The organism is Pseudomonas fragi (assembly GCF_025426255.1).
In the GTDB taxonomy this organism is placed as follows: Bacteria; Pseudomonadota; Gammaproteobacteria; order Pseudomonadales; family Pseudomonadaceae; genus Aquipseudomonas; species Aquipseudomonas kulmbachensis.
Window position 1 is genome coordinate 4196927 of record NZ_CP104861.1, and the last position, 26238, is coordinate 4223164.

At 57.9% G+C, this 26238-nt stretch carries 22 protein-coding genes; 8 read left to right on the plus strand and 14 right to left on the minus strand.

The features are described from left to right. Positions 1-10: 10 nt before the first annotated feature. Entirely contained in the window at positions 11-3907 is a 3897-nt protein-coding gene (gene purL, locus N7D90_RS19470; RefSeq protein WP_261739522.1) for a phosphoribosylformylglycinamidine synthase, read from the minus strand. A gap of 285 nt (positions 3908-4192) precedes the next feature. Here purL and mltF point away from each other — a divergent pair, with 285 nt between their 5' ends. Then, entirely contained in the window at positions 4193-5650 is a 1458-nt protein-coding gene (mltF, locus tag N7D90_RS19475; RefSeq protein ID WP_261739523.1) for a membrane-bound lytic murein transglycosylase MltF, read from the plus strand. Between the two features lie 168 nt (positions 5651-5818). Here mltF and pdxJ read toward each other — a convergent pair whose 3' ends face one another. The 8 genes from pdxJ to lptF form a co-directional block, all read right to left on the minus strand. Continuing rightward, positions 5819-6562: a pyridoxine 5'-phosphate synthase gene (gene pdxJ, locus N7D90_RS19480; protein WP_261739524.1), complete on the minus strand. Its 744-nt coding sequence runs from the start codon at positions 6560-6562 to the stop codon at positions 5819-5821. Between the two features lie 50 nt (positions 6563-6612). Then, positions 6613-7302 (minus strand): DNA repair protein RecO, encoded by a 690-nt coding sequence (recO, locus tag N7D90_RS19485; protein ID WP_261739525.1) that lies wholly within the window; start codon positions 7300-7302, stop codon positions 6613-6615. Positions 7303-7441: 139 nt separating this feature from the next. After that, complete coding sequence (era, locus tag N7D90_RS19490; RefSeq protein WP_261739526.1) at positions 7442-8344, minus strand: GTPase Era; 903 nt, start codon at positions 8342-8344, stop codon at positions 7442-7444. Beyond that, positions 8337-9026, minus strand: a complete 690-nt coding sequence (rnc, locus tag N7D90_RS19495; RefSeq protein WP_019822045.1) for a ribonuclease III — start codon at positions 9024-9026, stop codon at positions 8337-8339. Before rnc ends, era begins: the two co-directional genes overlap by 8 nt. A gap of 217 nt (positions 9027-9243) precedes the next feature. Continuing rightward, entirely contained in the window at positions 9244-10098 is an 855-nt protein-coding gene (gene lepB, locus N7D90_RS19500; RefSeq protein WP_261739527.1) for a signal peptidase I, read from the minus strand. Positions 10099-10103: 5 nt separating this feature from the next. Further along, positions 10104-11903 (minus strand): translation elongation factor 4, encoded by a 1800-nt coding sequence (gene lepA / locus N7D90_RS19505; RefSeq protein ID WP_261739528.1) that lies wholly within the window; start codon positions 11901-11903, stop codon positions 10104-10106. Between the two features lie 161 nt (positions 11904-12064). Further along, positions 12065-13126, minus strand: a complete 1062-nt coding sequence (gene lptG / locus N7D90_RS19510; RefSeq protein WP_261739529.1) for an LPS export ABC transporter permease LptG — start codon at positions 13124-13126, stop codon at positions 12065-12067. Next, complete coding sequence (gene lptF, locus N7D90_RS19515) at positions 13119-14237, minus strand: LPS export ABC transporter permease LptF (RefSeq protein WP_261742490.1); 1119 nt, start codon at positions 14235-14237, stop codon at positions 13119-13121. Before lptF ends, lptG begins: the two co-directional genes overlap by 8 nt. A 307-nt stretch (positions 14238-14544) precedes the next feature. Between lptF and N7D90_RS19520 the strand changes: the two genes are divergently transcribed. The 5 genes from N7D90_RS19520 to rlmF all read left to right on the plus strand — a co-directional run bounded on the left by N7D90_RS19520 (position 14545) and on the right by rlmF (position 21158). After that, on the plus strand, positions 14545-16035 hold the full coding sequence (locus tag N7D90_RS19520; RefSeq protein WP_261739530.1) for a leucyl aminopeptidase: 1491 nt from the start codon (positions 14545-14547) through the stop codon (positions 16033-16035). Between the two features lie 59 nt (positions 16036-16094). Then, positions 16095-16547, plus strand: a complete 453-nt coding sequence (locus N7D90_RS19525) for a DNA polymerase III subunit chi (RefSeq protein WP_261739531.1) — start codon at positions 16095-16097, stop codon at positions 16545-16547. Between the two features lie 7 nt (positions 16548-16554). After that, on the plus strand, positions 16555-16944 hold the full coding sequence (locus N7D90_RS19530; RefSeq protein WP_261739532.1) for a DNA polymerase III subunit chi: 390 nt from the start codon (positions 16555-16557) through the stop codon (positions 16942-16944). A gap of 252 nt (positions 16945-17196) precedes the next feature. Next, positions 17197-20043, plus strand: a complete 2847-nt coding sequence (locus N7D90_RS19535; protein WP_261739533.1) for a valine--tRNA ligase — start codon at positions 17197-17199, stop codon at positions 20041-20043. Between the two features lie 98 nt (positions 20044-20141). Then, complete coding sequence (gene rlmF, locus N7D90_RS19540; RefSeq protein WP_261739534.1) at positions 20142-21158, plus strand: 23S rRNA (adenine(1618)-N(6))-methyltransferase RlmF; 1017 nt, start codon at positions 20142-20144, stop codon at positions 21156-21158. Positions 21159-21327: 169 nt separating this feature from the next. On the opposite strand, the gene N7D90_RS19545 is transcribed toward rlmF, so the two are convergent. Next, positions 21328-21609 (minus strand): HU family DNA-binding protein, encoded by a 282-nt coding sequence (locus tag N7D90_RS19545; protein ID WP_003440137.1) that lies wholly within the window; start codon positions 21607-21609, stop codon positions 21328-21330. Between the two features lie 386 nt (positions 21610-21995). On the opposite strand from N7D90_RS19545, the gene yejK reads away from it, so the two are divergent. Continuing rightward, positions 21996-23000, plus strand: a complete 1005-nt coding sequence (yejK, locus tag N7D90_RS19550; RefSeq protein WP_261739535.1) for a nucleoid-associated protein YejK — start codon at positions 21996-21998, stop codon at positions 22998-23000. Next, positions 23000-23350, plus strand: a complete 351-nt coding sequence (locus N7D90_RS19555; protein WP_261739536.1) for a glutaredoxin family protein — start codon at positions 23000-23002, stop codon at positions 23348-23350. The genes yejK and N7D90_RS19555 overlap by 1 nt, the downstream gene beginning before the upstream one ends. A gap of 71 nt (positions 23351-23421) precedes the next feature. Here the strand turns inward: N7D90_RS19555 and N7D90_RS19560 are convergent, their stop codons facing one another. The 4 genes from N7D90_RS19560 to N7D90_RS19575 all read right to left on the minus strand — a co-directional run bounded on the left by N7D90_RS19560 (position 23422) and on the right by N7D90_RS19575 (position 26211). Next, positions 23422-23709 carry a GIY-YIG nuclease family protein gene (locus N7D90_RS19560; RefSeq protein WP_261739537.1) on the minus strand — a complete coding sequence of 96 codons (288 nt, stop codon included), beginning with the start codon at positions 23707-23709 and terminating at the stop codon, positions 23422-23424. Then, positions 23706-24176 carry a nuclear transport factor 2 family protein gene (locus tag N7D90_RS19565; RefSeq protein ID WP_261739538.1) on the minus strand — a complete coding sequence of 157 codons (471 nt, stop codon included), beginning with the start codon at positions 24174-24176 and terminating at the stop codon, positions 23706-23708. The genes N7D90_RS19560 and N7D90_RS19565 overlap by 4 nt, the downstream gene beginning before the upstream one ends. A gap of 66 nt (positions 24177-24242) precedes the next feature. Continuing rightward, positions 24243-25562: a CynX/NimT family MFS transporter gene (locus tag N7D90_RS19570; RefSeq protein ID WP_261739539.1), complete on the minus strand. Its 1320-nt coding sequence runs from the start codon at positions 25560-25562 to the stop codon at positions 24243-24245. Continuing rightward, positions 25552-26211 carry a FadR/GntR family transcriptional regulator gene (locus N7D90_RS19575; protein ID WP_261739540.1) on the minus strand — a complete coding sequence of 220 codons (660 nt, stop codon included), beginning with the start codon at positions 26209-26211 and terminating at the stop codon, positions 25552-25554. The genes N7D90_RS19570 and N7D90_RS19575 overlap by 11 nt, the downstream gene beginning before the upstream one ends. Positions 26212-26238 lie beyond the last annotated feature (27 nt).

Below are 26238 nucleotides of genomic sequence, written 5' to 3' on the forward strand. Positions count from 1 at the left end.
CACCCTGTTCTTAATTTACCCAAGCACGAGCGTTACGGAACATGCGCAACCAAGGCGCATCTTCGTTCCACTCTTCTGGACGCCACGAGTTCTGCACGGCGCGGAATACACGCTCAGGGTGCGGCATCATGATCGTCACACGGCCGTCACGACTAGTCAGACCGGTAATCCCGCGCGGCGAGCCGTTCGGGTTGGCCGGGTAGTTTTCAGTCACCTTGCCGTGGTTGTCGACGAAACGCAGCGCCACAGAACCGGACAGGTCCGCTTGCAGCATGGCTTCTTCACTGGCGAACTCGGCATGGCCTTCACCGTGCGCGATAGCGATTGGCATGCGCGAACCGGCCATGCCCTGCAGGAAGATCGAGTTCGACTCCTGTACTTGAACCATCGCCACACGGGCTTCGAACTGCTCGGAGCGGTTACGCACAAAGTGCGGCCACAGCTCGCTGCCCGGGATCAACTCGCTCAGGTTGGACATCATCTGGCAACCGTTACACACACCCAGGGAGAAGCTGTCGGTACGCTCGAAGAAGCTCTGGAACGCATCACGAGCACGGGCATTGAACAGAGCCGACTTGGCCCAGCCCTCACCGGCACCCAGTACGTCGCCGTAGGAGAAACCACCGCAGGCAACCAGGCCCTTGAACTCGTTCAGGTCGACACGGCCAGCCAGAATGTCGCTCATGTGCACGTCGATCGCGTTGAAACCGGCACGGTCGAATGCCGCCGCCATTTCAACCTGACCGTTGACGCCCTGCTCACGCAGTACGGCCACTTGAGGACGAATGCCTGTCTTGATGTACGGCGCGCTGATGTTCTCGTTGACATCAAAGCTCAGCTTGGCGCTCAAGCCTGGGTTGTCTTCTTCCAGCAGTACGGCGAATTCTTGCTCGGCGCAATCAGCGTTGTCACGCATACGCTGGATCTGGAAGCTGGTTTCAGCCCACTGACGTTGCAGCAGACGACGCTGACCTTCAAACACGGTCTCGCCGTTGAATTCGATGCTCACATCGTCACAGTTGCGCGGCTGGCCAATGACCGACACGCAGTCGCCCAGACCGGCAGCGCTGAACTGCGCAAGGATATCCGCCATCGAATCCTGACGAACCTGGATCACCGCACCCAACTCTTCGTTGAACAGGATCGCAGGAATGTCAGCGGCAGTTTCAGCCAGACCGTCGAGCACAAGGTTGACACCGCAATGACCGGCAAACGCCATTTCCATTACGCTGGTCAGCAAACCACCGTCGGAACGGTCGTGGTAAGCCAGCAGGTGGCCATCGGCATTCAAACCCTGGATTACGGCGAAGAAGGCCTTGAGGTCTTCTGCGTCATCAACGTCTGGAGCATGCTTGCCCAACTTGCCGTAGGTTTGCGCCAGGATCGAGGCACCCATACGGTTTTGGCCGCGACCCAGATCGATCAGAACCAGATCAGTCAGGCCTTTGTCCATGCGCAGTACCGGGGTCAGGGTCTGGCGAATATCGAGCACCGGTGCAAAACCGGTAACCACCAGCGACAGCGGCGAGGTCACGGTTTTGTCCGTGCCCTCTTCGCTCCAGCGGGTTTGCATAGACATTGAGTCCTTGCCCACCGGAATGGTGATGCCCAGCTCAGGGCACAATTCCATACCGACTGCTTTTACGGTGTCGTACAGACGGGCATCTTCGCCCGGGTGACCGGCAGCCGACATCCAGTTGGCCGACAGCTTGATATCGCTGATCTTGCCAATGCGCGAAGCCGCAATGTTGGTCAGGGTTTCGCCGATAGCCATGCGGCCCGATGCCGGAGCATCCAGCAGTGCCAGCGGAGTACGCTCGCCCATCGCCATCGCTTCACCGGTGTACACGTCGAAGCTGGTGGCGGTGACGGCAACGTCAGCCACTGGCACTTGCCACGGACCAACCATCTGATCACGAGCAACCAGACCGGTAATGGTGCGGTCGCCGATGGTGATCAGGAAGCTTTTGCTTGCCACGGCCGGGTGATGCAGAACGCGTTCAACGCACTCGCCGATGCTCAGCGCAGCTGGATCGAAGTCATCGCCCAGCTCTTGCTCACGCACTGCCGAACGGTGCATGCGCGGAGCCTTGCCCAGCAACACTTCCAGTGGCATATCCACCGGGCTGTTACCGAAGTGGCTGTCGGTGACCGTCAGTTGCGGCTCGGCAGTGGCTTCACCGACTACGGCAAACGGGCAACGCTCACGTTCGCAGATCGCCTGGAAGCGGTCGAAGTCTTCGACGCCCACGGCCAGAACGTAACGTTCCTGGGATTCGTTGCTCCAGATTTCGTGCGGGGCCATGCCCGGCTCGTCATTTGGAATGTTGCGCAGTTCGAAACGGCCACCGCGGTCGCCATCATTCACCAGCTCAGGGAAGGCGTTGGACAAACCACCAGCACCCACGTCGTGGATAAAGCTGATCGGGTTCTTGTCACCCAACTGCCAGCAGCGGTCGATCACTTCCTGGCAACGGCGTTCCATTTCCGGGTTTTCGCGCTGTACCGAAGCGAAATCCAGGTCAGCCGAGCTTGCGCCGGTAGCCATCGAGGAAGCAGCACCGCCGCCCAGGCCGATCAACATCGCCGGGCCACCGAGCACGATCAGCTTGGAGCCAACCGTGATTTCGGCTTTCTGTACGTGTTCGGCGCGGATGTTGCCCATGCCGCCAGCCAACATGATTGGCTTGTGGTAACCACGGACTTCTTCGCCACGCGGGGTGGTGATGGACTGCTCGAACGTACGGAAGTAGCCGGTCAGAGCCGGACGACCGAATTCGTTGTTGAATGCAGCGCCGCCCAGCGGGCCTTCGATCATGATGTCCAGCGCGGTAACGATGCGCTCAGGCTTGCCGTACGGCACTTCCCACGGCTGTTCAAAGCCCGGGATCTGCAGGTTGGATACGGTAAAACCGGTCAGGCCGGCCTTTGGCTTGGCGCCACGACCGGTTGCGCCTTCGTCACGGATCTCGCCACCGGAACCGGTCGCTGCACCCGGGAACGGGGCGATCGCGGTTGGGTGGTTGTGGGTCTCAACCTTCATCAGGATGTGAACAGGCTCCTGCACCGCACCGTACTGGCGGGTATCAGGATCCGGGAAGAAACGCCCGGCAACACTGCCGACGATGACCGAAGCGTTGTCCTTATAAGCAGACAGAACGCCTTCGCTGTGCATCACGTAGGTGTTCTTGATCATGCCAAACAGGCTTTTTTCCTGGCTTTGACCGTCAATATCCCAACTGGCGTTGAAGATCTTGTGGCGGCAATGCTCGGAGTTGGCCTGGGCAAACATCATCAGTTCGATGTCATGCGGGTTACGGCCCAAACCGTTGAAGGCATTGACCAGATAGTCGATTTCGTCTTCGGCCAGCGCCAGGCCCAACTCGATGTTGGCTTTTTCCAGCGCGGCGCGACCGCCACCCAGCACGTCAATCGCAGTCAGCGGCTTGGGTTCGGCGTGACTGAACAGACCGGCAGCCTGTTCCAGGTTACCCAGCACGATTTGCGTCATGCGGTCATGCAATGCAGCGGCTATCAGTTCAGCATCAGCGTCGCTGAATTGACCGGCAACGTAAAACGCAATGCCGCGTTCCAGGCGCTGGATTTTAGCCAGGCCACAGTTACGGGCAATGTCGCTAGCCTTGCTGGACCAAGGGGAGATGGTGCCAAACCGCGGCAACACCAGGAACAATCGGCCACTCGGCTCTTGGACCGGCACGCTTGGGCCGTACTTCAGGAGACGAGCCAGTACCTGCTGTTCATCGCTGGTCAGCTCACCGGTGGTATCGGCAAAGTGGGCGAATTCAGCATACAAACCAGTGACAGCCGGAACCTTGAGGCTCAGTTGTGCAAGGAGTTTGCTGTGGCGAAAGGCAGAAAGGGCAGGAGCGCCGCGCAGGATCAACATCTTCGGGACAGCCTCGGGAGGGGTATGCTTTGAGGCCCGGCATTCTAGCCTAAACCGTTCGCCACGGCACCCGAAACGGCACACCTGAAGCACACCAAACGTCACTAATCGACCAAAGCCTTATTCTTTATGGCTATCAGCCGTTTGGCGAATGCTCACTTATGATCTTTAAACATTGACGCAACCCCCATTCCACAAGGGTTTCAGCTATTTTGACGGCTGTTATCAGAACCTTCGAAAATTGTCGAGATATGGCACCTGCGCTGCTTTGCGTATACTGCGCGGATGTTTTCTCTAACTGATATCCGCCAGCGTGGAGCCAGATGGCTCCTCGCAACCGGACTCTTCCTGATGCTCGGTGCCTGCGTTGAAAAACCCAGCACCCTTGAGCGCGTAAAGGAGGATGGGGTACTGCGGGTGATTACCCGTAACAGCCCCGCGACCTACTTCGAGGATCGCAATGGCGAAACCGGCTTTGAATACGAGCTGGTGAAACGCTTTGCCGACGATTTGGGGGTAGAGCTGAAAATCGAAACAGCTGACAACCTGGACGACATGTTCAATCAACTGGGCCAGCCTAACGGCCCGGCTTTAGCTGCTGCCGGTCTGGTCAGCAGCGAGAAGCGCCTGCAACAAGCCAAGTTTTCTCACCCGTACCTCGAAGTCACACCGCAGATCATCTATCGCAACGGACAATCGCGCCCCACGTCCGCTGCCGATCTGGTCGGCAAGCGCATCACCGTCATGAAAGGCAGCTCCCACGCCGAACAGCTCGCCGAACTCAAAAAGCAATATCCCGGCATTGAATACGACGAGTCCGATGCCGTCGAAGTCGTCGACTTGCTACGCATGGTGGATGAGGGTCAGATTGATCTGACACTGGTCGACTCCAACGAAGTGGCCATGAACCAGGTGTACTTCCCCAATGTGCGCGTGGCGTTCGATCTGGGGGATGCCCGCAGCCAGCGCTGGGCGGTCGCGGCAGGTGAAGACAACAGCCTGCTCAACGAGATCAATGCGTACCTGGACAAGGTCGAAAAAAACGGCACCCTGCAACGCCTCAAAGACCGTTACTACGGGCACGTGGATGTACTTGGCTATGTCGGCGCCTACACTTTCGCCCAGCACTTGCAGCAGCGTCTGCCCAAGTACGAAAAGTTCTTCAAGGACGCCGCCAAAAAAGAACAGATCGACTGGCGGCTGCTGGCCGCCATGGGTTATCAGGAATCCTTGTGGCAACCCGCCGTTACGTCCAAAACAGGCGTTCGCGGCCTGATGATGCTGACCCAAAACACTGCGCAGGCAATGGGTGTATCCAATCGCCTGGACGCCAAACAAAGCATCATGGGCGGTGCCAAATACCTCGCGCTGATCAAGAGCGAGCTCGACAGTGATATTGAAGAGCCTGACCGGACCTGGTTTGCGCTGGCGGCCTATAACGTTGGCGGTGGCCATCTGGACGACGCACGCAAGCTGGCCAAGAAAGAAGGCCTGAACCCGAACAAGTGGCTGGACGTGAAGAAAATGCTGCCTCGCCTTGCGCAGAAGCAGTGGTACAGCAAAACCCGCTACGGCTATGCCCGAGGCGGCGAGCCAGTGCACTTTGTGGCCAACATCCGTCGTTACTACGACATCCTGACATGGGCTACACAACCGCAACTTGAAGGCGATCAGGCCGCTGACAGCAAGCTGCACATCCCCGGTGTCGACAAGACCAAGCCGAAGGAAGAGCCGCAGCTCTGACAAAAAGCGTCATTTCGTAGCAGCTACCGAAGGAACGAGGCTGCGTTCGGCGGCGCAGCCGTCGTGAAACCTGAATAACTCGATATATCTGACACATTTAGGCGTCTAATTTGCGACGACTACGTCGCCGAACGCAGCCTCGTTCCTTCGGCAGCTGCTACAAGGGGATTAAGCCTTCGCCGCCGCCAGGATCAGCGCTTTCATCTCGGCCACAGCTGATTTGAAGCCCACGAACAATGCGTGCGCCACCAGCGCATGGCCAATGTTCAACTCGTTGATGCCCTTGATCGCAGCCACTGCCTCTACGTTGTGGTAGTGCAAGCCATGACCGGCATTCACGATCAACCCCTGAGCCAGGCCAAACGCCACACCATCAGCCACACGCTGCAGCTCCTCAGCCACTTCGGTCGGGGTTTGTGCATCGGCATAACGACCGGTGTGCAGTTCGATAGCGGGCGCGCCCACGCGCTTGGACGCTTCTATCTGACGCTCGTCCGCATCGATAAACAGCGAGACTTCACAGCCGATTTTAGCCAGACGATCAACCGCCGCCTTGATCCGCGCTTCTTGCCCGGCAACATCCAGACCACCTTCGGTGGTCAGCTCCTGGCGCGTTTCAGGCACCAGGCAGATATGCGCCGGGCGAATGCGCTCGGCAAATACCATCATCTCTTCGGTTACGCCCATTTCGAAATTCATGCGCGTTTGCAGCACATCCTTGAGCAGCAACACATCACGCTCCTGAATGTGCCGGCGGTCTTCGCGCAGATGCACGGTGATGCCATCGGCGCCCGCCTCTTCCGCGTCCAACGCAGCCTTGACCGGATCAGGGTAACGCGTGCCGCGAGCCTGACGCAGCGTAGCTACGTGGTCGATATTCACGCCGAGAAGAATGCGGTTGCTTTGGGTCACAGGGGCTCTCCTGAAGAGTTGAAGATTCGGCGCACAGCATACCGGTCTATTCAGGGCTTGCGAAACAACTCACGACTGGCCAGAGGCTTGCCAGCCAAATGAACGGCCAGTGCCTGACGCATCAGGCGCTTGGCGGCCGATAATGCGCCAGGCGCAGCCCAGTCCGCCTCGGCCATCGCATGCAGCTGCGCGCCATGAAACAGCCCCGGCTGTTGCAGCCAAACCCGCTCCAGCCCTGCATCAACCTGCAGGCGGTACATGCCATCGGCCTCTACCGGTTCGCCGTGAATATCGACGCTCAGCGAAAAGCCGTAACCCAGATCGTCCAGCAAACGCCATTCGAACGCCCGCAGCAAAGGCTCCAGCGGTCGGCCTTCGGCCAACGCCAGCAAGGTCGCTGCGTAGTGATCAAATACAGCAGGATGAGGGTCTTCAGCCGGCAACAGCCGAATCAGCAATTCGTTGAGATAGAGGCCGCTGAACAGCGCTTCGCCATTGAGCCAGGTTGAAATCCCGGCGCTTTCCATGCGCCCGACGTTTTTCAGCTCGCCACGCCCACGAAACTCGATTTCCAGCGGAACAAAGGGCCGCGCCAACGTACCGGCCTTACCCCGCGCACTGCGTAACACCGCCCGCAGACGTCCTTGAGGCGTGATGAAATCAACCAGCGCGCTGGTTTCACGATAGGGTCGACTGTGCAGGACGTAGGCGAGCTGGGGGACGATGGGCTTGCTGGACATGGAGTTTTGTATACGCCTGAAATCACCGTGGGAGCGAGCCCGCTCGCGAAGGTCTGAAGAGCGCTGCGATTATCCAATAAACGCGCACTATCGTTAACGACCTTCGCGAGCAGGCTCGCTCCCACGGGTAGTGCTGTGTTTACAAGTCGCCGTAGCCCAGGGAACGCAGGGCGCGTTCGTCGTCGGACCAGCCGCCTTTCACTTTAACCCACAGGTTCAGCATGACCTTGGAGTCGAACAGCAGCTCCATATCCTTGCGCGCCTCGGTGCCGATACGCTTGATGCGCTCGCCCTTGTCGCCAATGATGATTTTTTTCTGACCGTCACGCTCAACCAGAATCAAGGCATGGATATGCAGGGTTTTGCCCTGCTGCTTGAATTCTTCGATCTCTACGGTGATCTGGTAAGGCAGCTCTGCACCCATCTGGCGCATGATTTTTTCGCGTACCAGTTCGGCGGCCAGGAAGCGGCTGCTGCGGTCGGTAATCTGGTCTTCCGGGAAGAAGTGCTCGTTCTCCGGAAGGTGATCGGCGATCACACGCTCCAGCGCTTCGAGGTTATGCCCGTGTTGAGCCGAAATCGGAATGATCTGGGCGTTCGGCAGTTGCTCCTGAAGCCAGCTCAGGTGCGGCATCAGCTCGGCCTTGTCTTCGATACGGTCGGTCTTGTTCAGCGCCACGATCAATGGACCGGTCACGTACTGAACGCGCTCCAGCACCATTTGGTCTTCGTCGGTCCACTTGGTGCGGTCCACGACGAAGATCACCACGTCAACGTCTTTCAACGCTGCCGAAGCGGTTTTGTTCATGTAGCGGTTCAGGGCCTTTTCGCCGCCTTTGTGCATGCCCGGGGTATCAACGTAGACCGCTTGCACGGTGCCTTCGGTCTTGATGCCCAGCATGTTGTGGCGAGTGGTCTGCGGCTTGCGCGAAGTGATCGCCAGCTTTTGACCCAAAATGTGGTTCAGCAGTGTGGATTTACCCACGTTTGGTCGACCAACAATGGCAACGTAGCCACAGCGAGTTGCAGTTGTATCAGTCATGGCCATTCTCCACGCCAAGGGCTATCAGTGCTGCGGCGGCCGCTACCTGTTCGGCAATACGACGGCTCACACCCTGACCCCGGCTTTTTTCATTCAATAGGGCAATTTCGCACTCAACGAAGAACGTGCGGCAATGCGGTTCGCCCTGGATATCTACCACTTCGTAACGCGGCAGATCGCAGGCACGCGACTGCAAGAACTCTTGCAGGCGGGTCTTTGGATCTTTATTGGTATCGACCAGAGTCAGGGTCTCGAACTCACTGGCAAGCCAGGCCAATACGCGGTCGCGGGCGGCATCCATGCCCGCATCCAGGTAAATGGCGCCAATCAGCGCTTCAAGGGCGTCGGCCAGAATCGATTCACGGCGAAAACCGCCGCTCTTCAGTTCGCCAGAGCCCAGGCGCAAGTACTCGCCTAACTCAAAACCACGAGCCAGTACGGCCAGGGTTTCGCCTTTTACCAAGCGCGCGCGCAGACGCGACAACTGGCCTTCACGGGCCAACGGGAAGCGGTCAAACAACGCTTCGCCAGCAACAAAATTGAGAATGGCATCACCCAGGAACTCAAGACGCTCGTTATTGCGCCCCGCGAAACTGCGGTGTGTCAGGGCCAGAACCATCAGTTCCTGGTCTTTGAAGGTATAACCGAGCTGACGCTCTAAACGTTCTAAAGAAAAACTCACGATTTACCCACGCTGAGTTCGTGGCCGAATGTCACCACCGGACCGATATAAGGGATCAGTGATGCTCGTTTATCGCATAGCAAATGGACAGGGAACAGGCTGTTCGCCGCCGTCACACTTAACGCTTTGTTCAAATCCACATCCTGAATACTCAGGCACACGACTTATTCGTACACCTGAAAAGCATTCGGCGCTGTTATTAACAGCGCCGTCTTGACTACTTGATCAGACCAACCCGCGAGAAGTTCGGCAGGTTGCTCGCCTTGGGCTCTGGCCAGCTCATCCAAACAGCAAAGGCCTTGCCGACGATATTCTTGTCGGGAACCATGCCCAGCTCGTCTTTGGGAATGTTCGGATCATCCCAGTAACGGCTGTCGTTCGAATTGTCACGGTTGTCACCCATCATGAAGTAATGCCCGGCCGGAACCGTCCATTCCTTATCAGGTGGCGCACGGTAGCGGCTCATTTCCTTGCGGATCATGTGCTCGACCTCGCCCAGCTTCTCTTTGTACAACTCGGCACTGCCCAGGGTTCCTGGTTCGGTGCCCACCAGTTGCTCGGCAACCAGTTGATCGTTGACATACAGATGCTTGTCGCTGGTGTAGCGAATCTTGTCGCCCGGCAGGCCAACTACACGCTTGATGTAGTTAACCGTCGGATCGCTTGGGTAGCGAAACACCATCACATCGCCCCGCTTCGGATCACCCACTTCGATGACTTTCGTATCGAGTACCGGCAAGCGGATCCCGTACGAAAACTTGTTCACCAAAATGAAGTCGCCCACATCCAGGGTCGGCTTCATCGAGCCGGACGGGATCTGGAACGGCTCAACCAGAAACGAACGCAGCACCAGCACGATGAACAAAACCGGGAAGAACGACTTGCCGTATTCAACCAGCAGCGGTTCCTTGTTGAGCTTTTCGACTACCTGCCTATCAACCGGCGTAACGCTGGCTTGATAGTTGGCAATGGCCTTGCGCCGGCGAGGAGCCAGGAAGACCAAATCGAGCAGCGCCAGCAAACCGCACACGGCAACAGCAATGACCAGCAACAGCGGGAAATTTAGTGACATAGGACCTAGCTATCCAACCTGAGCACTGCAAGGAAGGCTTCTTGTGGAATTTCCACGTTACCCACTTGCTTCATGCGTTTTTTACCGGCTTTCTGCTTTTCCAACAGCTTGCGCTTACGGCTAACGTCACCACCGTAGCATTTGGCCAGTACGTTTTTTCGGAGCGCTTTAACAGACGAGCGCGCAATGATTTGGCCACCAATGGCAGCCTGAATTGCCACATCGAACATCTGACGCGGAATCAGCTCTTTCATCTTCTCGGTCAACGCACGCCCTTTGTAGTGAGCGTTGTCGCGGTGAACGATCAATGCCAGCGCATCAACTTTCTCGCCGTTGATCAATACATCCAGCTTGACCAGATTAGCCGACTGATAACGGTTGAAATGGTAATCAAGCGAAGCATAGCCGCGACTGGTGGACTTGAGACGGTCAAAGAAGTCCAGAACCACTTCGTTCATCGGCAAGTCGTAGGTCACTTGAACCTGAGAACCCAGGAACAGCATGTCGTGCTGAACGCCGCGTTTTTCAATACACAGGGTAATGACGTTACCCAGGTGCTCTTGAGGCACAAGGATATTGGCGCGCACGATCGGCTCGCGAATGTCTTCAATAGAAGATACATCCGGCAGCTTGGACGGGTTATCGACGTAAATCGTTTCGCCAGTCTTGAGCAGCAGTTCGAAAATTACGGTTGGCGCCGTGGTGATCAGGTCCAGGTCGTACTCGCGCTCAAGGCGCTCCTGAATGATCTCCATGTGCAGCATGCCGAGGAAGCCGCAACGGAAGCCGAAGCCCAGCGCGTCGGAGCTTTCCGGGGTGTACTGCAGCGACGAGTCGTTCAACGTGAGCTTTTGCAGGGCTTCACGGAAGTCTTCGAAATCGTCAGAGCTTACCGGGAACAAACCGGCGTAGACCTGCGGCTGAATACGTTTGAAACCTGGCAGTACGTCAACATCAGGGGTTGAGCTCAGGGTCAGGGTATCGCCCACTGGCGCACCGTGAATGTCCTTGATGCCCGCAATGATGAAGCCTACTTCACCGGCTTTCAGATCAGCGGTAGCCGTGTGCTTGGGGTTGAACACACCCACGCTGTCTACCAGGTGCATCTTGCCGGTGGACTTGACCAGAATCTTGTCACCCTTTTTCACGCGGCCGTGGCGCACGCGAACCAGGGACACAACGCCCAGGTAGTTGTCGAACCAGGAATCGATGATCAACGCTTGCAGCGGATCTTCGTAGTTACCGGTTGGCGCAGGGATGGTATGCACCAGGCGCTCAAGCACCTCGTCCACACCCAGGCCGGTCTTGGCGCTGCAGGTCACGGCATCAGTGGCATCGATGCCAATGATCTTTTCGATCTCTTCTTTCACGCGATCAGGATCAGCCTGCGGCAGGTCGATCTTGTTCAATACCGGCATGACCTCAAGGCCCTGCTCGATAGCGGTGTAGCAGTTGGCGACGGACTGGGCTTCTACGCCCTGCCCCGCATCAACCACCAGCAAAGCACCTTCACAGGCCGCCAGGGAACGGCTGACTTCATAGGTGAAGTCGACGTGACCCGGGGTATCAATGAAGTTCAGTTGATAGGTAATGCCATCTTTGGCCGTGTAGTACAGAGTAACGCTGTGGGCCTTGATGGTGATCCCGCGCTCACGCTCCAGATCCATGGAATCCAGTACCTGGGCTTCCATTTCGCGCTCGGCGAGGCCGCCGCACATCTGGATAAAACGATCGGCCAGCGTCGACTTGCCATGGTCAATGTGGGCGATGATGGAGAAATTGCGGATATGACTCAAATCACTCACGGGTCAACACTCAAAAAAGTCGCAGGCAGACTGCCCGCCGAAAAATAGCCGGGAATTGTACCTGATCCTCTCGCCAAGCGTCACGTTCACAGGCCAATGGACACCTACAAAAAAGCCCCTGTCGCGAGATAGGGGCTTCTGGCGAACTCAATGAAGGCTTGTCAGCCTGCTCGACGCAGCAGCCAGATGCCTGCCAATGCACAGATTGCAGTCGGTGCCAGCACCGCGAACAACGGCGAGAAACCGAACACCAGGCTCATCGGCCCCAGCAGGTCCTGGGCAATCTTGAAGGTGAAACCCACCAGCACCCCGGTAAATACCCGCTGGCCAAGAGTAACAGAGCGCAATGGGCCGAAGATGAAAGATATGGCCATCAACACCAGAGCAGCAGTCACCAGCGGCTGTAATACCTTGACCCAAAATGCCAGCCAATAACGGCCATTATTCAGCCCCTGTTCCTTGAGGTAGTGGATGTAGCTCCACAAGCCAGCGATCGACAGCGATTCAGGTGCCATGACCACGGTACTAAGCAGTTGCGGGCTCAACGAAACGTCCCAGCTTTCTTCCGGAACCTTGATCACTTCAGTGCTGCGATCGTGAAAAACCGTGGTACTGACGTCGTTCAACTGCCAGTGCCCCTGATCGAATTGCGCACGCTTGGCGAAGCTCGCCGATAACATGTTGCGCTCTTTATCGAAGCGATACCGGGTCACACCATAGAGCAGCCCGTTGGGCTGAACAGCGTTGATATGGATGAACTCATCACCCTGGCGGTGCCACAGGCCATGCTTGGAACTTTGCGCATCACCACCACCTTGCGCCAGTGCGCGGTTGGCCTGGGCAAGGTTTTCAGAGGCGGGTACTACGTACTCGCCAATCAGCACACCTGCCAGCATCAAGACCAGCATCGGCTTCATCACGGCCCAGACAATGCGCCCCAGGGACACACCCGCCGCGCGCATGATGGTCAGCTCACTGTTGCTTGCAAGACCACCCAAACCGATCAGGCAGCCGATCAACGCTGCCATCGGCAACATTTCGTACAAGCGACGCGGAGCAGTCAGCATTACAAAGCTGAAAACGTCCATGATGGTGTAGCTGCTGCTGATACTGCGCATCTCGTCGATCAACGCAAACAGCAGCGCCAGACCCAGAATAATCCCCAGTACCGCCAAAATTGCCATCAACACACTGCTACCAATGTAGCGGTCGAGCTTAACCACGGGTCATCTCCTTGGCACTACGGCGACTCGCCAACTTCAAGCGCAGCGGCTCCCAGTACATCAGCCCCAGGCCAATGATCAGGAACAGGGCATGTACCCACCACAAGCCCAACACCAAAGGAATCTTGCCGCCCTCAAGCAGGCCTCGGCCCCAGGTCAGCATGCTTAGATAGGCCATATAAAGAAGAATGGCCGGCAACAGTTTGAGGAAGCGCCCCTGACGCGGATTTACCCGCGACAGCGGCACTGCGATCAAGGTCACGATAAACACCAAAAACGGGAAGGCAATACGCCATTGCAACTCGGCGACCGAGCGCGGCTCCGGGTTGCCGATCAGGTTTCGTGTCGGGATCGCATCGCGGTCCGTCACGTCATTACTGACATCCGGCTTCGGTAGCAATACACCGTAGGTGTCGTATTTGATGGCGCGATAATCAGCCTGCCCAGGGTTGCCGTCATAGCGGTAGCCGTTGTCCAAAATCAACCAACGGCTGCCGTCGGGGCGAACCTCCTGACGACCTTTTTCAGCCAGCAACACTGAAATATTGCGGTCCTTGGCGTCCTGCCCGAGATTCTTTTGAGTAATGAATACGCCGGACAAATGGGTCCGGTCATTGGTCAGCTCTTCGGTGTAAGTAACCCGCGAACCATCGCTCAACGACTGAAAGCGCCCGGCTTCCAGGGTGTCGAACTCGGTCAGGGCATCCTGTTTGTTGAGCAACAACTGAAATTCATTGGCACCCTGCGGGGCCAGACTCAGGCTGAGCCAGGCCACGATCAGTGCAACCAGTGCGGCAGGTGCCATGGTCATGCCCAGCAGACGTTGCTGGCTCATGCCGGTAGCCGACAGCACGGTCATCTCGCTCTCGAGGTACAAGCGCCCATAAGACAGCAAAATGCCCAGGAACAGCCCCAGCGGCAGAATCAACTGCATGAAGCCTGGCAGGCGAAAGCCCATGATCAGGAACAATGAGCCTGGATCCAGTGCGCCCGAGGCGGCCTGAGCCAGATATTTGATGAAACGACCGCTCATGATGATGACCAGCAGCACAGCGCTGACAGCGCTCAATGTAAGCAGGACTTCGCGGGATAGATAACGGAAGACGATCAAACCAGACACTCCAGGGTCGTCAGGCTAAGGCGGCCAAACAAGCAGCATAACGAGTCGGTTCAGGCTCATGGGGATGAGCTGAGCCGTTTAAAAAGATGGTGCATTATCCTGTGAATGGCCGCCCCTGTCACTGCGCAGTCTTGAAAGTGGCAAGTTGGCCCTATACCGGGGTTGTCAGGCTCGTCCGACGGGGTTCAAACTGCCCGCCTTGTCGCCAGCCTGGATCGCAGGTGAAGCGCCTCCTCTATCAAGCAAGCAAACAGCATTGTTTGTGCGCATGTTGACTATTTGACTCAGGGACCCCGACATGGAACTGGTTGTAAAAAGCGTTAGTCCAGAAACGTTGAAAACGGCCACTCTGGTGGTCGCCATTGGTGAAGGCCGCAAGCTGGGCCCTACCGCCAACGTTATCGACGAACTCACCGGCGGCGCTATCAGCGCAGTCCTCAAGCGCGGTGATCTGGCCGGCAAAGCCGGTCAAAGCCTGCTGCTGCACAGCCTGCCCAACCTCAAGGCCGAACGCGTACTGCTGCTGGGCACCGGCAAGGATGAAGAACTGGGCGACCGCCCGTTCCGTAAAATCATCAGTGCCGCGCTTGGTGTCCTCAAAGGCCTGGGCGGCAGCGACGCGGTGTTCGCACTCGACGAACTGGTGGTCAAGGGTCGCGACAGCTACAGCAAAACCCGCCTGCTGGCCGAAACCCTGATCGACGGTGAGTACACTTTCGACCGATTCAAAAGCCAGAAGGCCGAACCTCGCTCCCTGAAAAAAATCACCCTGCTGACCATCAAGGCCGCACAGGCCGAAGTCCAGCGTGCCGTAACCCACGCCCAGGCGATTGCAGCGGGCATGTCGTTCACCCGCGACCTCGGCAACCTGCCGCCAAACATCTGCCATCCGACCTTCCTGGCAGAACAGGCCAAGGAGTTGGGTAAAGAATACAAAGGTCTGAAAGTCGAAATTCTCGACGAGAAGAAGATCAAGGATCTGGGCATGGGCGCGTTCTACGCCGTGGGCCAGGGCAGCGACCAGCCGCCACGCCTGATCGTGATGAACTACGCCGGCGGCAAGAAATCCGAAAAACCGTTCGTACTGGTCGGCAAAGGCATCACCTTCGACACCGGCGGCATCAGCCTCAAGCCGGGCGCGGGCATGGACGAAATGAAGTACGACATGGGCGGTGCCGCCAGCGTGTTCGGCACCCTGCGCGCCGTGCTTGAGCTGAAACTGCCGATCAACCTGGTATGCATTCTGGCTTGCGCCGAAAACATGCCAAGCGGCGGCGCTGCGCGTCCGGGCGATATCGTGACCACCATGAGCGGCCAGACCGTCGAGATCCTCAACACCGACGCCGAAGGTCGCCTGGTGCTGTGCGATGCCCTGACCTACGCAGAACGCTTCAAGCCACAGGCCGTAATCGACATCGCCACCCTGACCGGAGCCTGCATGGTTGCACTGGGCGCCCACACTTCGGGCCTGATGGGCAACAACGACGAGTTGATCAACCAACTGCTGGAAGCCGGTAAGCAAGCCGACGACCGTGCCTGGCAATTGCCGTTGTTCGACGAATACCAGGAGCAACTGGACAGCCCGTTCGCCGACATGGCCAACATCGGCGGCCCTAAAGGCGGCGCCATCACCGCTGGCTGCTTCCTGTCGCGCTTCGCCAAGGCCTATCATTGGGCCCACCTGGACATCGCGGGCACCGCATGGGTCAGCGGCGGCAAGGACAAGGGCGCCAGTGGCCGTCCAGTCCCCCTGCTGACCCAGTACCTGCTGGATCGCGCCAACGCTTGAAGCTGACAATCCAAGGCTGCGCCGCTTGACGGCGGCGTAGCCCGGATTCAGGAACCGCAATGACCCAAGAATTAACCAAAGAGCCGACCAAAATCGACTTTTATATCCTGCCCAGCGCCGAACCCTCGGCGCGGCTGGATTTTGCCTGCAAACTCACCGAGAAGGCCTGGCGCCTTGGCCACCGCGTGTATTTGCACTGCACTGACGCCGCACAACGCCAGGATCTGGATGAACGTTTGTGGCGTTTCAAGGGCGAAAGCTTCGTGCCCCACAGCAACACCGAAGATGAACCCGATGGTGTAGTTGTCATGGGTTGCACGGATGCCCCCCTGTCCCATCAGGACTTGCTGATCAACCTGGACCTTAAAGTCCCGGAATTCTTCAAACGCTTCGCCCGCGTGGCTGAAGTAGTGGTCGAAGACCCCGCCGTTCGACTGGCCGCACGGGAGAGTTTCCGCTTCTACCGTGAACAGGGCTATCCTCTGCAAGACCACAAGTTACAACGACTCTGAGCACACGATGGACACTTCAAATTCGCCGCAAAAAGCCGCACACCTGCTCGATGATCTTGAATCCATTCGCAAGCTGCTCGGCGATGAGGGCCTGCAACCGCCGCTGCTGACGGAGATGGTCGGCCAACAGGATCCACAGATCCCGTTGTTGTCTGAAGTGATCAGCGATGAAGAAGAGCCCGAGCCAGCCCAGATACCACTGGTCGGCATAGCTCCGGCCCCCGTGGCAGAAAAAGCCCCGGACGCGCTGTTGGTGCATCTGGACAAAGAACTGCGCACTGCTGCGCAAGCGATCATGCAAGACGTGATCAACGACTTCGCCCCGCATATCGAAACCGAGATCAAACGCCGCCTCGATGCGCATATGGAGCGCCTGCTCGCTCAACACCAGAGCTGATCCGGGTCTTGTAGCAGCTGACGAGCTGCGTTCGGCTGCGTTCGGCTGCGCAGCAGTCATAGGTCAGACACCTCGGCGCGTCAGATAAACTGAGAACTCGGACTTTACGACTGGTTCGCAGGCTAACGCAGCCTCGTTCCTTCGCCAGCTGCTACAAATTTTTCCTGCACCACACCACAACTCGCCCTGCGCCTCCCACCCCGCTATACTTGTCGGCTTTCCTGAATTAATGCCAATAGGGTCCCGCCGCGCATGGATAAGACCTACCAGCCGCACGCCATTGAAACTTCCTGGTACAAAACCTGGGAAGAAGAGAATTATTTTGCCCCGCAAGGCGCGGGCGACCCGTACACCATCATGATCCCGCCGCCTAACGTCACCGGCAGCTTGCACATGGGTCACGGTTTTAACAACGCGATCATGGACGCACTGATCCGTTTCCGCCGCATGCAGGGTCGCAACACCCTGTGGCAGCCGGGCACCGACCACGCGGGTATCGCCACCCAAATGCTGGTTGAGCGTCAGATCGAAGCACAAGGTCTGAACCGCCATGACTTGGGCCGCGAGAAGTTCCTGGACAAGATCTGGGAATGGAAAGACCAATCCGGCGGCAACATCAGCCGTCAGATCCGTCGCCTTGGCTCGTCCGTAGACTGGAGCCGCGAACGCTTCACCATGGATGACGGCCTGTCCGAAGCCGTGAAAGAAGCCTTTGTTCGCCTGCACGAAGACGGTCTGATCTACCGCGGCAAGCGTCTGGTCAACTGGGACACCAAGCTGCACACCGCAATTTCCGACCTTGAAGTGGAAAACCACGACGAGAAAGGTTTCCTGTGGAACCTGCGCTACCCGCTGGCTGACGGCGCCAAAACCGCCGAAGGTCTGGATTACCTGGTGGTTGCTACCACCCGTCCAGAAACCATGCTCGGCGACGCTGCCGTTGCGGTAAACCCGGAAGACGAACGCTACAAGGCCCTGATCGGCAAGTTTGTTGAGCTGCCACTGGTTGGTCGCCGCATCCCGATCATCGCTGACGATTACTGCGATCCTGAATTCGGCACCGGCTGCGTGAAAATCACCCCGGCCCACGATTTCAACGACTACGAAGTCGGCAAGCGCCATAACCTGCCACTGCTGAACATCTTCGACAAAAACGCCAAAGTGCTGCCTGCTGCTCAGGTGTTCAACCTCGACGGCAAGCTGAACGAAACTGTCGATGGCACCCTGCCGGCCAAATACGCCGGTCTGGATCGCTTCGAAGCGCGCAAGCAAATCGTGGCGGACTTTGACGAAGCCGGTCTGTTGGTCAGCGTCGACGATCACGCCCTGAAAGTACCGAAAGGCGACCGCTCGGGCACCATCATCGAGCCGTGGCTGACCGACCAGTGGTACGTGTCGACCAAGCCATTGGCAGAACCAGCGATTGCCGCCGTTGAAGACGGCCGCATCGCGTTCGTGCCAAAGCAATACGAAAACATGTACTTCTCGTGGATGCGTGACATCCAGGACTGGTGCATCAGCCGTCAGCTGTGGTGGGGCCACCGCATTCCGGCCTGGTACGACGAATCGGGCAAGGTCTACGTAGGCCGCGACGAAGCCGAAGTTCGTGCCAAGCACAACCTGGGTCCGGACGTTGCGCTGCAACAGGACAACGACGTGCTCGACACCTGGTTCAGTTCGGGTCTGTGGACGTTCTCCACCCTGGGCTGGCCAGAAAAAACCGACGCGCTGAAAACCTTCCACTCCACTGACGTGCTGGTGACCGGTTTCGACATCATTTTCTTCTGGGTTGCCCGGATGATCATGCTCACCATGCATTTGGTGAAGAACGAAGACGGCACCCCGCAAGTTCCGTTCAAGACCGTGTATGTACACGGCCTGGTGCGTGACGGTCAGGGCCAGAAGATGTCCAAGTCCAAGGGCAACGTCCTGGACCCGCTGGACATCATCGACGGTATTGAACTCGAAGACCTGGTGGCCAAACGCACCACCGGCCTGATGCAGCCAAAACTGCTGAAGAAAATCGAGAAGCAGACCCGCGACGAATTTGCCGACGGCATCGCCAGCTACGGCACCGACGCCCTGCGCTTCACCTTCTGCTCGCTGGCATCCACCGGTCGTGACATCAAGTTCGACATGGGCCGCGTTGAAGGCTATCGCAACTTCTGCAACAAGATCTGGAACGCGGCGCGCTACGTGCTGGACAAGGGCGAAGACTGCGGCCAGAACGGCGAAGCCTACGAACTGTCGCTGGCCGACCGCTGGATCATCTCGCAGTTGCAACGCACCGAAGCCGAAGTGACCCGTCACCTCGACCAGTTCCGTTTCGACCTCGCGGCACAAGCCTTGTACGAGTTCATCTGGAACCAGTACTGCGACTGGTACCTGGAACTGTCCAAGCCTGTGCTGTGGGACGAAAACGCTCCGGTAGAACGTCAGCGCGGCACCCGCCGCACGCTGGTACGTGTACTGGAAGTGGCCTTGCGTCTGGCGCACCCGTTCATGCCGTTCATCACCGAAGAAATCTGGCAGCGCATCGCGCCGCTGGCCGGCGTTGAAGGCAAGACCATCATGCTGCAACCGTGGCCGGTGGCTAACGAAGCACGCATCGACCAGGCTGCCGAAGACGATATCGAATGGCTCAAGGGCTTGATGCTCGGCACGCGTAACATCCGTGGCGAAATGAACATCGGCCCGGGCAAACCGTTGCAGCTGTACCTGAAAAACGTCAGCAGCGAAGACCAGCGCCGTCTGACCGAGAACGATGCCTTGCTCAAAAAGCTGGCTAAACTCGAATCGATCACTGTGTTGCAAGATGGCGCCGAAGCACCTCTGTCTGCTACCGCTCTGGTAGGTGAGATGGAAGTACTGGTGCCAATGGCCGGCCTGATCGACAAAAATGCAGAGTTGGCGCGCCTGGACAAGGAAATCCAGCGCTTGCACGGCGAAGTTGCGCGAGTGGGCGGCAAATTGTCGAATGCCGCGTTCGTTGACAAGGCTCCGGCCGAAGTCATCGAAAAAGAACGTGCCAAATTGGCCGAAGCCGAACAGGCCTTGAGCAAATTGGCAGACCAGCACGCGCGGATTTCCAGCCTGTAAATACGCTGCGCACCTGATCGCGGGCAAGGCCGCTCCCGCAGGGTTTAACTCTGCAGGAACGGGCTTGCCCGCGATTGCTTTTGTGGAATGAATTGAACATGACTACCCCACGTACTTCCAAAGCCACACGCCACAAGCCCAAGGCTGCCAGCGATGCCAAGCCGGTCGAGCCACGGGTCAAACCCAGCCTGCACCCGCGCAACCGCCATCAGGGCCGCTACGACTTCCCTCAGCTGATTTCGGTATGTCCGGAGCTGGCCGAGTTCGTGATCATCAACCCGTACGGCAAAGAGAGCATCGACTTCGCCAACCCGACTGCCGTGCGCGTATTCAACCGTGCCCTGCTCAAGGCGTTCTACGGCATTGCTCACTGGGATATCCCGGCCGACTACCTGTGCCCGCCTGTCCCGGGTCGTGCTGACTACGTGCACTTCCTGGCTGACCTGCTGGCCAGCATGAACGACGGCGAAATCCCGCGCGGGCAAAACGTTCGCGTTCTGGACATCGGCATGGGCGCCAACTGCGTCTACCCGCTGATCGGCCATAGCGAATACCGCTGGCAGTTCCTGGGCACCGAAGTCGACCCAACAGCCGTCAAAGCGGCCAAGGCAATCGTGCAGTCCAACGGCCTGAACAAAGCCATCAGCCTGCGTCTGCAACCCAACCCGCAGAAAATCCTGCTGGACCTGCTGGAAAGCAGCGAACGCTTCGACCTGACCATGTGTAACCCGCCGTTCCACGCATCCCTGGATGAAGCGACGCGCGGCAGTGAGCGTAAATGGCGCGCATTGGGCAAGGCGGATCCAAAGCGCAAGCTGCCGGTTCTGAACTTTGGTGGCCAGGCGGCCGAGTTGTGGTGCGAAGGCGGCGAACAGCGCTTTGTCACGCAACTGATCCGCGAAAGCATCCAGGTGGGTCGACAAATTCTGTGGTTCAGCGTTTTGGTATCCAAGGCATCGAACTTGCCGGCCATCCAGACTGCGCTGAAAAAAGCCGGTGCGCGCGAAAGCCAAGTGGTGGACATGTCCCAGGGCAACAAGCAAAGCCGCTTTGTGGCCTGGACCTTCCACGACAAAGAGCAGCAGCAGATGTGGCGTGAAAAGAACTGGAAGTAAGTGCATAAGCCTGTAGCCGCTGCTGCGGGCTGCGATAAGGCCTGAAGGGCCTTCAAAAAGCGGGGCTGCCTCGCAGCCCATCGCAGCCTCGTACCCCGTCAGCGGCTACAGGATTTGCGCCCATAAAAAAGCCGCGCCCGGACTTGTCCGGGCGCGGCTTTTTTAATACTTACTTGTTAACAGCGTCAGTCAGGCCTTTGGCCACAACGAGCTTGATAACTTTTTTGGCTGCGATTTCGATGGCAGCGCCAGTCGAAGGGTTACGGCCAGTACGGGCAGGACGCTCGGTCACTTTCAGTTTGCCAATACCTGGCAGAGTGATTTCGCCGCCATTTTCCAATTGATCAGCAACGATCTGAGCCAGTTGGTCCAGAGCGTTACGCGCGGTAGTTTTTGGCGCGTCGATAGCTTCAGCGATATCGGCGATCAGTTGGTCTTTAGTAATAGCCATTGAGATGTTCCTTCCCTATCAAATTCATTTGGTTTGCAGAGTGCAATGTCAGCCATCGAGCCAGATCTCAAGGGTCTGGCACACCCGCCAGCTTTCACGACGAATCGCGTATGTAGATAGCAAAAACGGGGTTTGGTTCGACCTGACACATGCTGAATGCACGCTTTACGCCGTTTCCGAGCGCAAGACCGGGCAAAACTAGCACAGAGACGGTGAAATATCCGCCTCTACCTGGGCTTTTGGTCAGCTTTATCGCCTTAAAACCGTAAAAAAACCGTCTGAAGCAGTCTCAAGCCCCCCAAACCCCGACCTATCGCTCAGGTGCGGTACACTTGGCGTCTTTGCGGGGTACGCCCCCTGTCCTCTCATTACTCGCCGAGAAGCCCATGCCGATCCGTCATTGCATCGTCCATTTAATTGACAAAAAACCCGACGGTACGCCCGCAGTTCTCCACGCCCGTGACTCTGAACTGGCCGCGTCTCAAGCCATCGAGAACATGCTCGCTGACCTCAACGAAAGCTATAACGCCAAGCAAGGTAAAGCCTGGGGCTTTTTCCATGCAGAGTCCGGCGCGCATCCGTTCAGCGGCTGGCTCAAGGAGTACCTCGATGGCGGTAAAGATTTCACCGCTTTGAGCCGCATTGCAGTCGAGCACCTGCAAAAGCTGATGGAGGAGTCCAACCTCTCAGCCGGTGGCCACGTACTGTTTGCCCATTACCAGCAAGGCATGACCGACTATCTGGTCATCGCCCTGCTGCACCACAGCGAAGGCGTGGCGGTGACCTCGGAACTGGACGTGACGCCTTCGCGCCATCTGGACCTTGGCCAACTGCATCTGGCCGCGCGGATCAACATTTCCGAGTGGCAAAACAACAAGCAGTCCAAGCAGTACATTTCGTTTATCAAAGGCAAAAACGGCAAGAAGGTGTCGGAGTACTTCCGCGACTTCATCGGCTGCCAGGAAGGCGTCGACGGCCCGGGCGAAACCCGCACCCTGCTCAAGGCCTTCAGCGACTTCGTAGAAAGCGAGGACTTGCCCGAAGAGTCCGCCCGCGAAAAAACCAAGACCCTGGTCGATTACGCCAGCAGCCAGGCCAAAATCGGCGAGCCCATGGGCCTGGCCGAGTTATCGGAGCTGATCGACGAAGAGCGTCCGAAAGCGTTCTACGACCATATCCGCAACAAGGACTACGGCCTGTCGCCAGAGATTCCGGCAGATAAACGCACCCTTAACCAGTTCCGCCGCTTCACCGGGCGCGCTGAGGGGCTGTCTATCAGCTTTGAGGCCCACCTGCTGGGTTCCAAGATCGAATTCGACGAAGAAGCCGGCACGCTGGTGATCAAGGGCCTGCCGACCCAACTGCTCGACCAGCTCAAGCGCAGCAAGTAATGCTCAACGGTATTTTGAAGAAGGTCCTGTTTGTTCTGGTGGTGGTGGTCATTTTCCAGAACTGGGGCAAGATCGAGCGCATGCTCAACCCCTCGGGGGTCGTGCCTGAACAGACCAGGGCCAACGCCCGGGTGGTGCTGTATTCCACCGAGTGGTGCGGCTACTGCAAGGCCACGCGGCGGTTTCTGGATGAAAAAGGCATTCCGTTCAAGGAGTTTGATATCGAGAAAGACCCGGCTGCCCGTCAAGCCTACGAGGCCCTGGGTGGACGCGGAATTCCGATACTGGACGTGAACGGCACGCTACTCAGGGACTTCAAACCGGATGCGATACTGGCGGCGTTGAAATAACATCACACCACTCTTGCTGTAGCCGCTGACGAGGAACGAAGGCTGCGATCGATCGCAGCCTTCGTTCCTCGTCAGCGGCTACAGGTCAAAACCGTCTCTGCCTGGCTTTGCACCAAACATTCCTTGGCGCTTTTCCTGAGCTTTTTGATCAGCCGTTCCTGGCGCAAGGCTTCGCCTTTATCGGGCCAAGTCTCGACATACACCAAAGCCACGGCCGGGCTTGAAGCAAAAAAGCGCGCGCCCTTACCGCTTTGATGCTGGGCAAAGCGGCGCACCGGGTCATCGCTAATACCGCAATACAGCGAGCCATTGGCAGCCCGCACCAGATAAACAAACCAGGGTTTTGCGCTCACCTTCAACGGCTAACCTGAAAGGCCTTGAGCCCTTTTTGGGCCTGAGCCCGGATGGCGTTTTTCACCAGCGGCGTCCACCCCAACAACAAGCCCTTTGTACCCAACGCCTGACGCGACCAGCGCCAGAGGTCAAAGTGATCGTGGTGCTCGCAGATCTTGCCGTCGCGAAACACAAAGCGCGCCTGAATATCATTGACCACCGTAGCCCCGGTCTGGCTGAACACATAGGTTGCCACCCAGTGCGCACTGCCGCGCTGCCCGTCGGCCTGAACTTGATCGAAAGTCAGGCTGAAGTCCTTGGCCCGCGAAGTCAGCATGCGCCACATGTCAGCGGCACTCTGTCCACGCAGTTCGCCAAACACCGGATCGCTGAACAGCACATCGTCGGTATAACAGGCGGCCATGGCTTGCACATCAAGCTGCTGGAAGGCCTGATAAAAGCGCGTAATCAAAGCTTGATGGTCTTGGCTCATGGCAGGGTCCGTGCGGGTCAGGAATCCGAACACGATAATCTGCCATGAACAGAAACACTATGGGCCTCAGACTTTCTCGCTCTGCACATTCACGTACAAGGATCGGCCAGCACCGAGCCCGGCGATAATGGCGCCCAGGCCGATGACCGCGAAAATCCAGCCCACCGCATTCCAGCCACCGGTCAATTCATGCACTACACCGACGGCCAACGGCCCCATCGAAGCCACGGTATAACCAATGCCCTGGGCCATGCCCGACAGGTTGGCCGCGACATGAGCGTCCCGCGAGCGCAGCACTATCATGGTCAAGGCCAAACTGAACGTACCACCCTGCCCCAGGCCAAGCACAATCGCCCAACCCCACAAACCTTCGATGGGGGCATAAAGACAACCGAACAGACCGGCCAGGGTCATCGCCATTACCAGCACAATTGCCAGCCGTTGATCTTTACCCCGCGTTGCCAGCCACGGGGCGCTCAATGCCGTGATCAATTGCACGATGACCGAGCCGGACATCACCAGCCCTGCCTGGGTTGGGGTCAAACCGCGACCAATCAGAATTGAGGGCAACCAGCCAAAAACGATGTAAGACAACGAGGATTGCAGCCCCATATAGAGCGTCACTTGCCAGGCCAATGGATCACGCAGCAAGCCGCGCACGCGATAAGCAACGTTGTGTGAGCCCTGACGTTTGCCCACTTGGGGCAACCAAAAAATGGCTGCTAACAGTGCGGGTAATGCCCAAAACCCAAGTCCCATGGCCCAGCTCTGGCCCAGCGACTCACTAAGGGGCACCGTCGCGCCCGCCGCCAGTGCCGCGCCCAAGCACAGGGCCATGGTGTAAACCCCGGTCATGGTCCCGGCATGCCCGGCGAAATCACGCTTGATAATGCCAGGCAGCAGTACGCCAATTACTCCGATACTGGCTCCGGCCAAAATACTCCCGGCAAAAAGCCCGACCTCACCCAGGCAACTGCGCAAGACAATGCCGCCACCCAGCGTAAAAAGAATCCCCAGCACCACCCGTTCCGTCCCGAAACGTCGGGCCAGGATCGGCGCCAAAGGCGCGAACAGCCCCAGGCAAAGCACCGGTAACGTGGTCAACAAGCCTGCCTTCGCTGCCGACAAACCAAGACTGTCCGAGACCTCGCCAAGCAATGGCGCCATGCTCGACAACGCCGGACGCAGGTTCAGCGCCACCAGCACCAACCCCAACAGCAGCATCCAGGGGCGCAGCACGACGGGTGGCGTGTGTTGCACCTGCTCATCGTCAATTTCGGCGTCGATCAGTAACTCTTCCAGCTCATCCAGATGACGAGCGGGCTCAACGCTGGCATTGGCGATTGACGAGGGGGGACTCATGGCTTGCTCCGGCTCAGGGTTCATTGATCAACGTCCGGCACAGCGCCATGGCTCGTTGCGGGTTTTGTTGTTCTACGGCTTCCAGTAACTCGACATGCAGGTCAAACACCAACTGACGCCGCGGATGAATATCCATCGTCTTGCGTAAATGATTGGTCACGACGCTCGAGGTGTAGCGGTACAACTCGCTCAAGGCAGGGTTGTGCGCGGCATCAATCAGCCGCTGGTGAAACACCAGGTCGCAGCAGATATAGGTATCGAGTTCGCCGTGGTAATGCTGGCCACTGGCATTGAGTGCCTGATGCAACAGCCGCAAGTCCTCATCGGTGCGACGCAAGGCCGCCAGGCCAACCGCTTCGACTTCAAGGATTTGCCGCATCTCCCGGCCCTGCTCCATCGAGCACGATGACAACGCACGCAGCGTGTCCATCGGGTCGACGCGCCCACGCAGGTAACTGCCGTCGCCCTGACGGATTTCAATCAACCCGGCAAACGCCAGCACGCGCATCGCTTCACGCACAGTGTTACGGCTGATGTTCAGCTGCGTCGCCAGCTCGGGTTCGGTCGGCAAGCGCTGCCCCACCTCCCAGGTGCCGTTGTTTATGCGTGTTCGCAGTTGCTCAAGGGCCTGATCAACCAGGGAACGTTTTATCAGCGGAGAAGCGTCTGTCATTGAATTCGCCTTTTCATCCAATCATAG

What these genes read in the sequence shown, in the direction of transcription:
- purL (WP_261739522.1), bottom strand. Translation starts at nt 3,907, where the DNA reads ATGTTGATCCTGCGCGGCGCTCCTGCCCTTTCTGCCTTTCGCCACAGC.
- mltF (WP_261739523.1), top strand. Translation starts at nt 4,193, where the DNA reads ATGTTTTCTCTAACTGATATCCGCCAGCGTGGAGCCAGATGGCTCCTC.
- recO (WP_261739525.1), bottom strand. Translation starts at nt 7,302, where the DNA reads ATGTCCAGCAAGCCCATCGTCCCCCAGCTCGCCTACGTCCTGCACAGT.
- era (WP_261739526.1), bottom strand. Translation starts at nt 8,344, where the DNA reads ATGACTGATACAACTGCAACTCGCTGTGGCTACGTTGCCATTGTTGGT.
- lepB (WP_261739527.1), bottom strand. Translation starts at nt 10,098, where the DNA reads ATGTCACTAAATTTCCCGCTGTTGCTGGTCATTGCTGTTGCCGTGTGC.
- N7D90_RS19520 (WP_261739530.1), top strand. Translation starts at nt 14,545, where the DNA reads ATGGAACTGGTTGTAAAAAGCGTTAGTCCAGAAACGTTGAAAACGGCC.
- N7D90_RS19525 (WP_261739531.1), top strand. Translation starts at nt 16,095, where the DNA reads ATGACCCAAGAATTAACCAAAGAGCCGACCAAAATCGACTTTTATATC.
- N7D90_RS19530 (WP_261739532.1), top strand. Translation starts at nt 16,555, where the DNA reads ATGGACACTTCAAATTCGCCGCAAAAAGCCGCACACCTGCTCGATGAT.
- N7D90_RS19535 (WP_261739533.1), top strand. Translation starts at nt 17,197, where the DNA reads ATGGATAAGACCTACCAGCCGCACGCCATTGAAACTTCCTGGTACAAA.
- rlmF (WP_261739534.1), top strand. Translation starts at nt 20,142, where the DNA reads ATGACTACCCCACGTACTTCCAAAGCCACACGCCACAAGCCCAAGGCT.
- N7D90_RS19545 (WP_003440137.1), bottom strand. Translation starts at nt 21,609, where the DNA reads ATGGCTATTACTAAAGACCAACTGATCGCCGATATCGCTGAAGCTATC.
- yejK (WP_261739535.1), top strand. Translation starts at nt 21,996, where the DNA reads ATGCCGATCCGTCATTGCATCGTCCATTTAATTGACAAAAAACCCGAC.
- N7D90_RS19555 (WP_261739536.1), top strand. Translation starts at nt 23,000, where the DNA reads ATGCTCAACGGTATTTTGAAGAAGGTCCTGTTTGTTCTGGTGGTGGTG.
- N7D90_RS19565 (WP_261739538.1), bottom strand. Translation starts at nt 24,176, where the DNA reads ATGAGCCAAGACCATCAAGCTTTGATTACGCGCTTTTATCAGGCCTTC.
- N7D90_RS19570 (WP_261739539.1), bottom strand. Translation starts at nt 25,562, where the DNA reads ATGAACCCTGAGCCGGAGCAAGCCATGAGTCCCCCCTCGTCAATCGCC.
- N7D90_RS19575 (WP_261739540.1), bottom strand. Translation starts at nt 26,211, where the DNA reads ATGACAGACGCTTCTCCGCTGATAAAACGTTCCCTGGTTGATCAGGCC.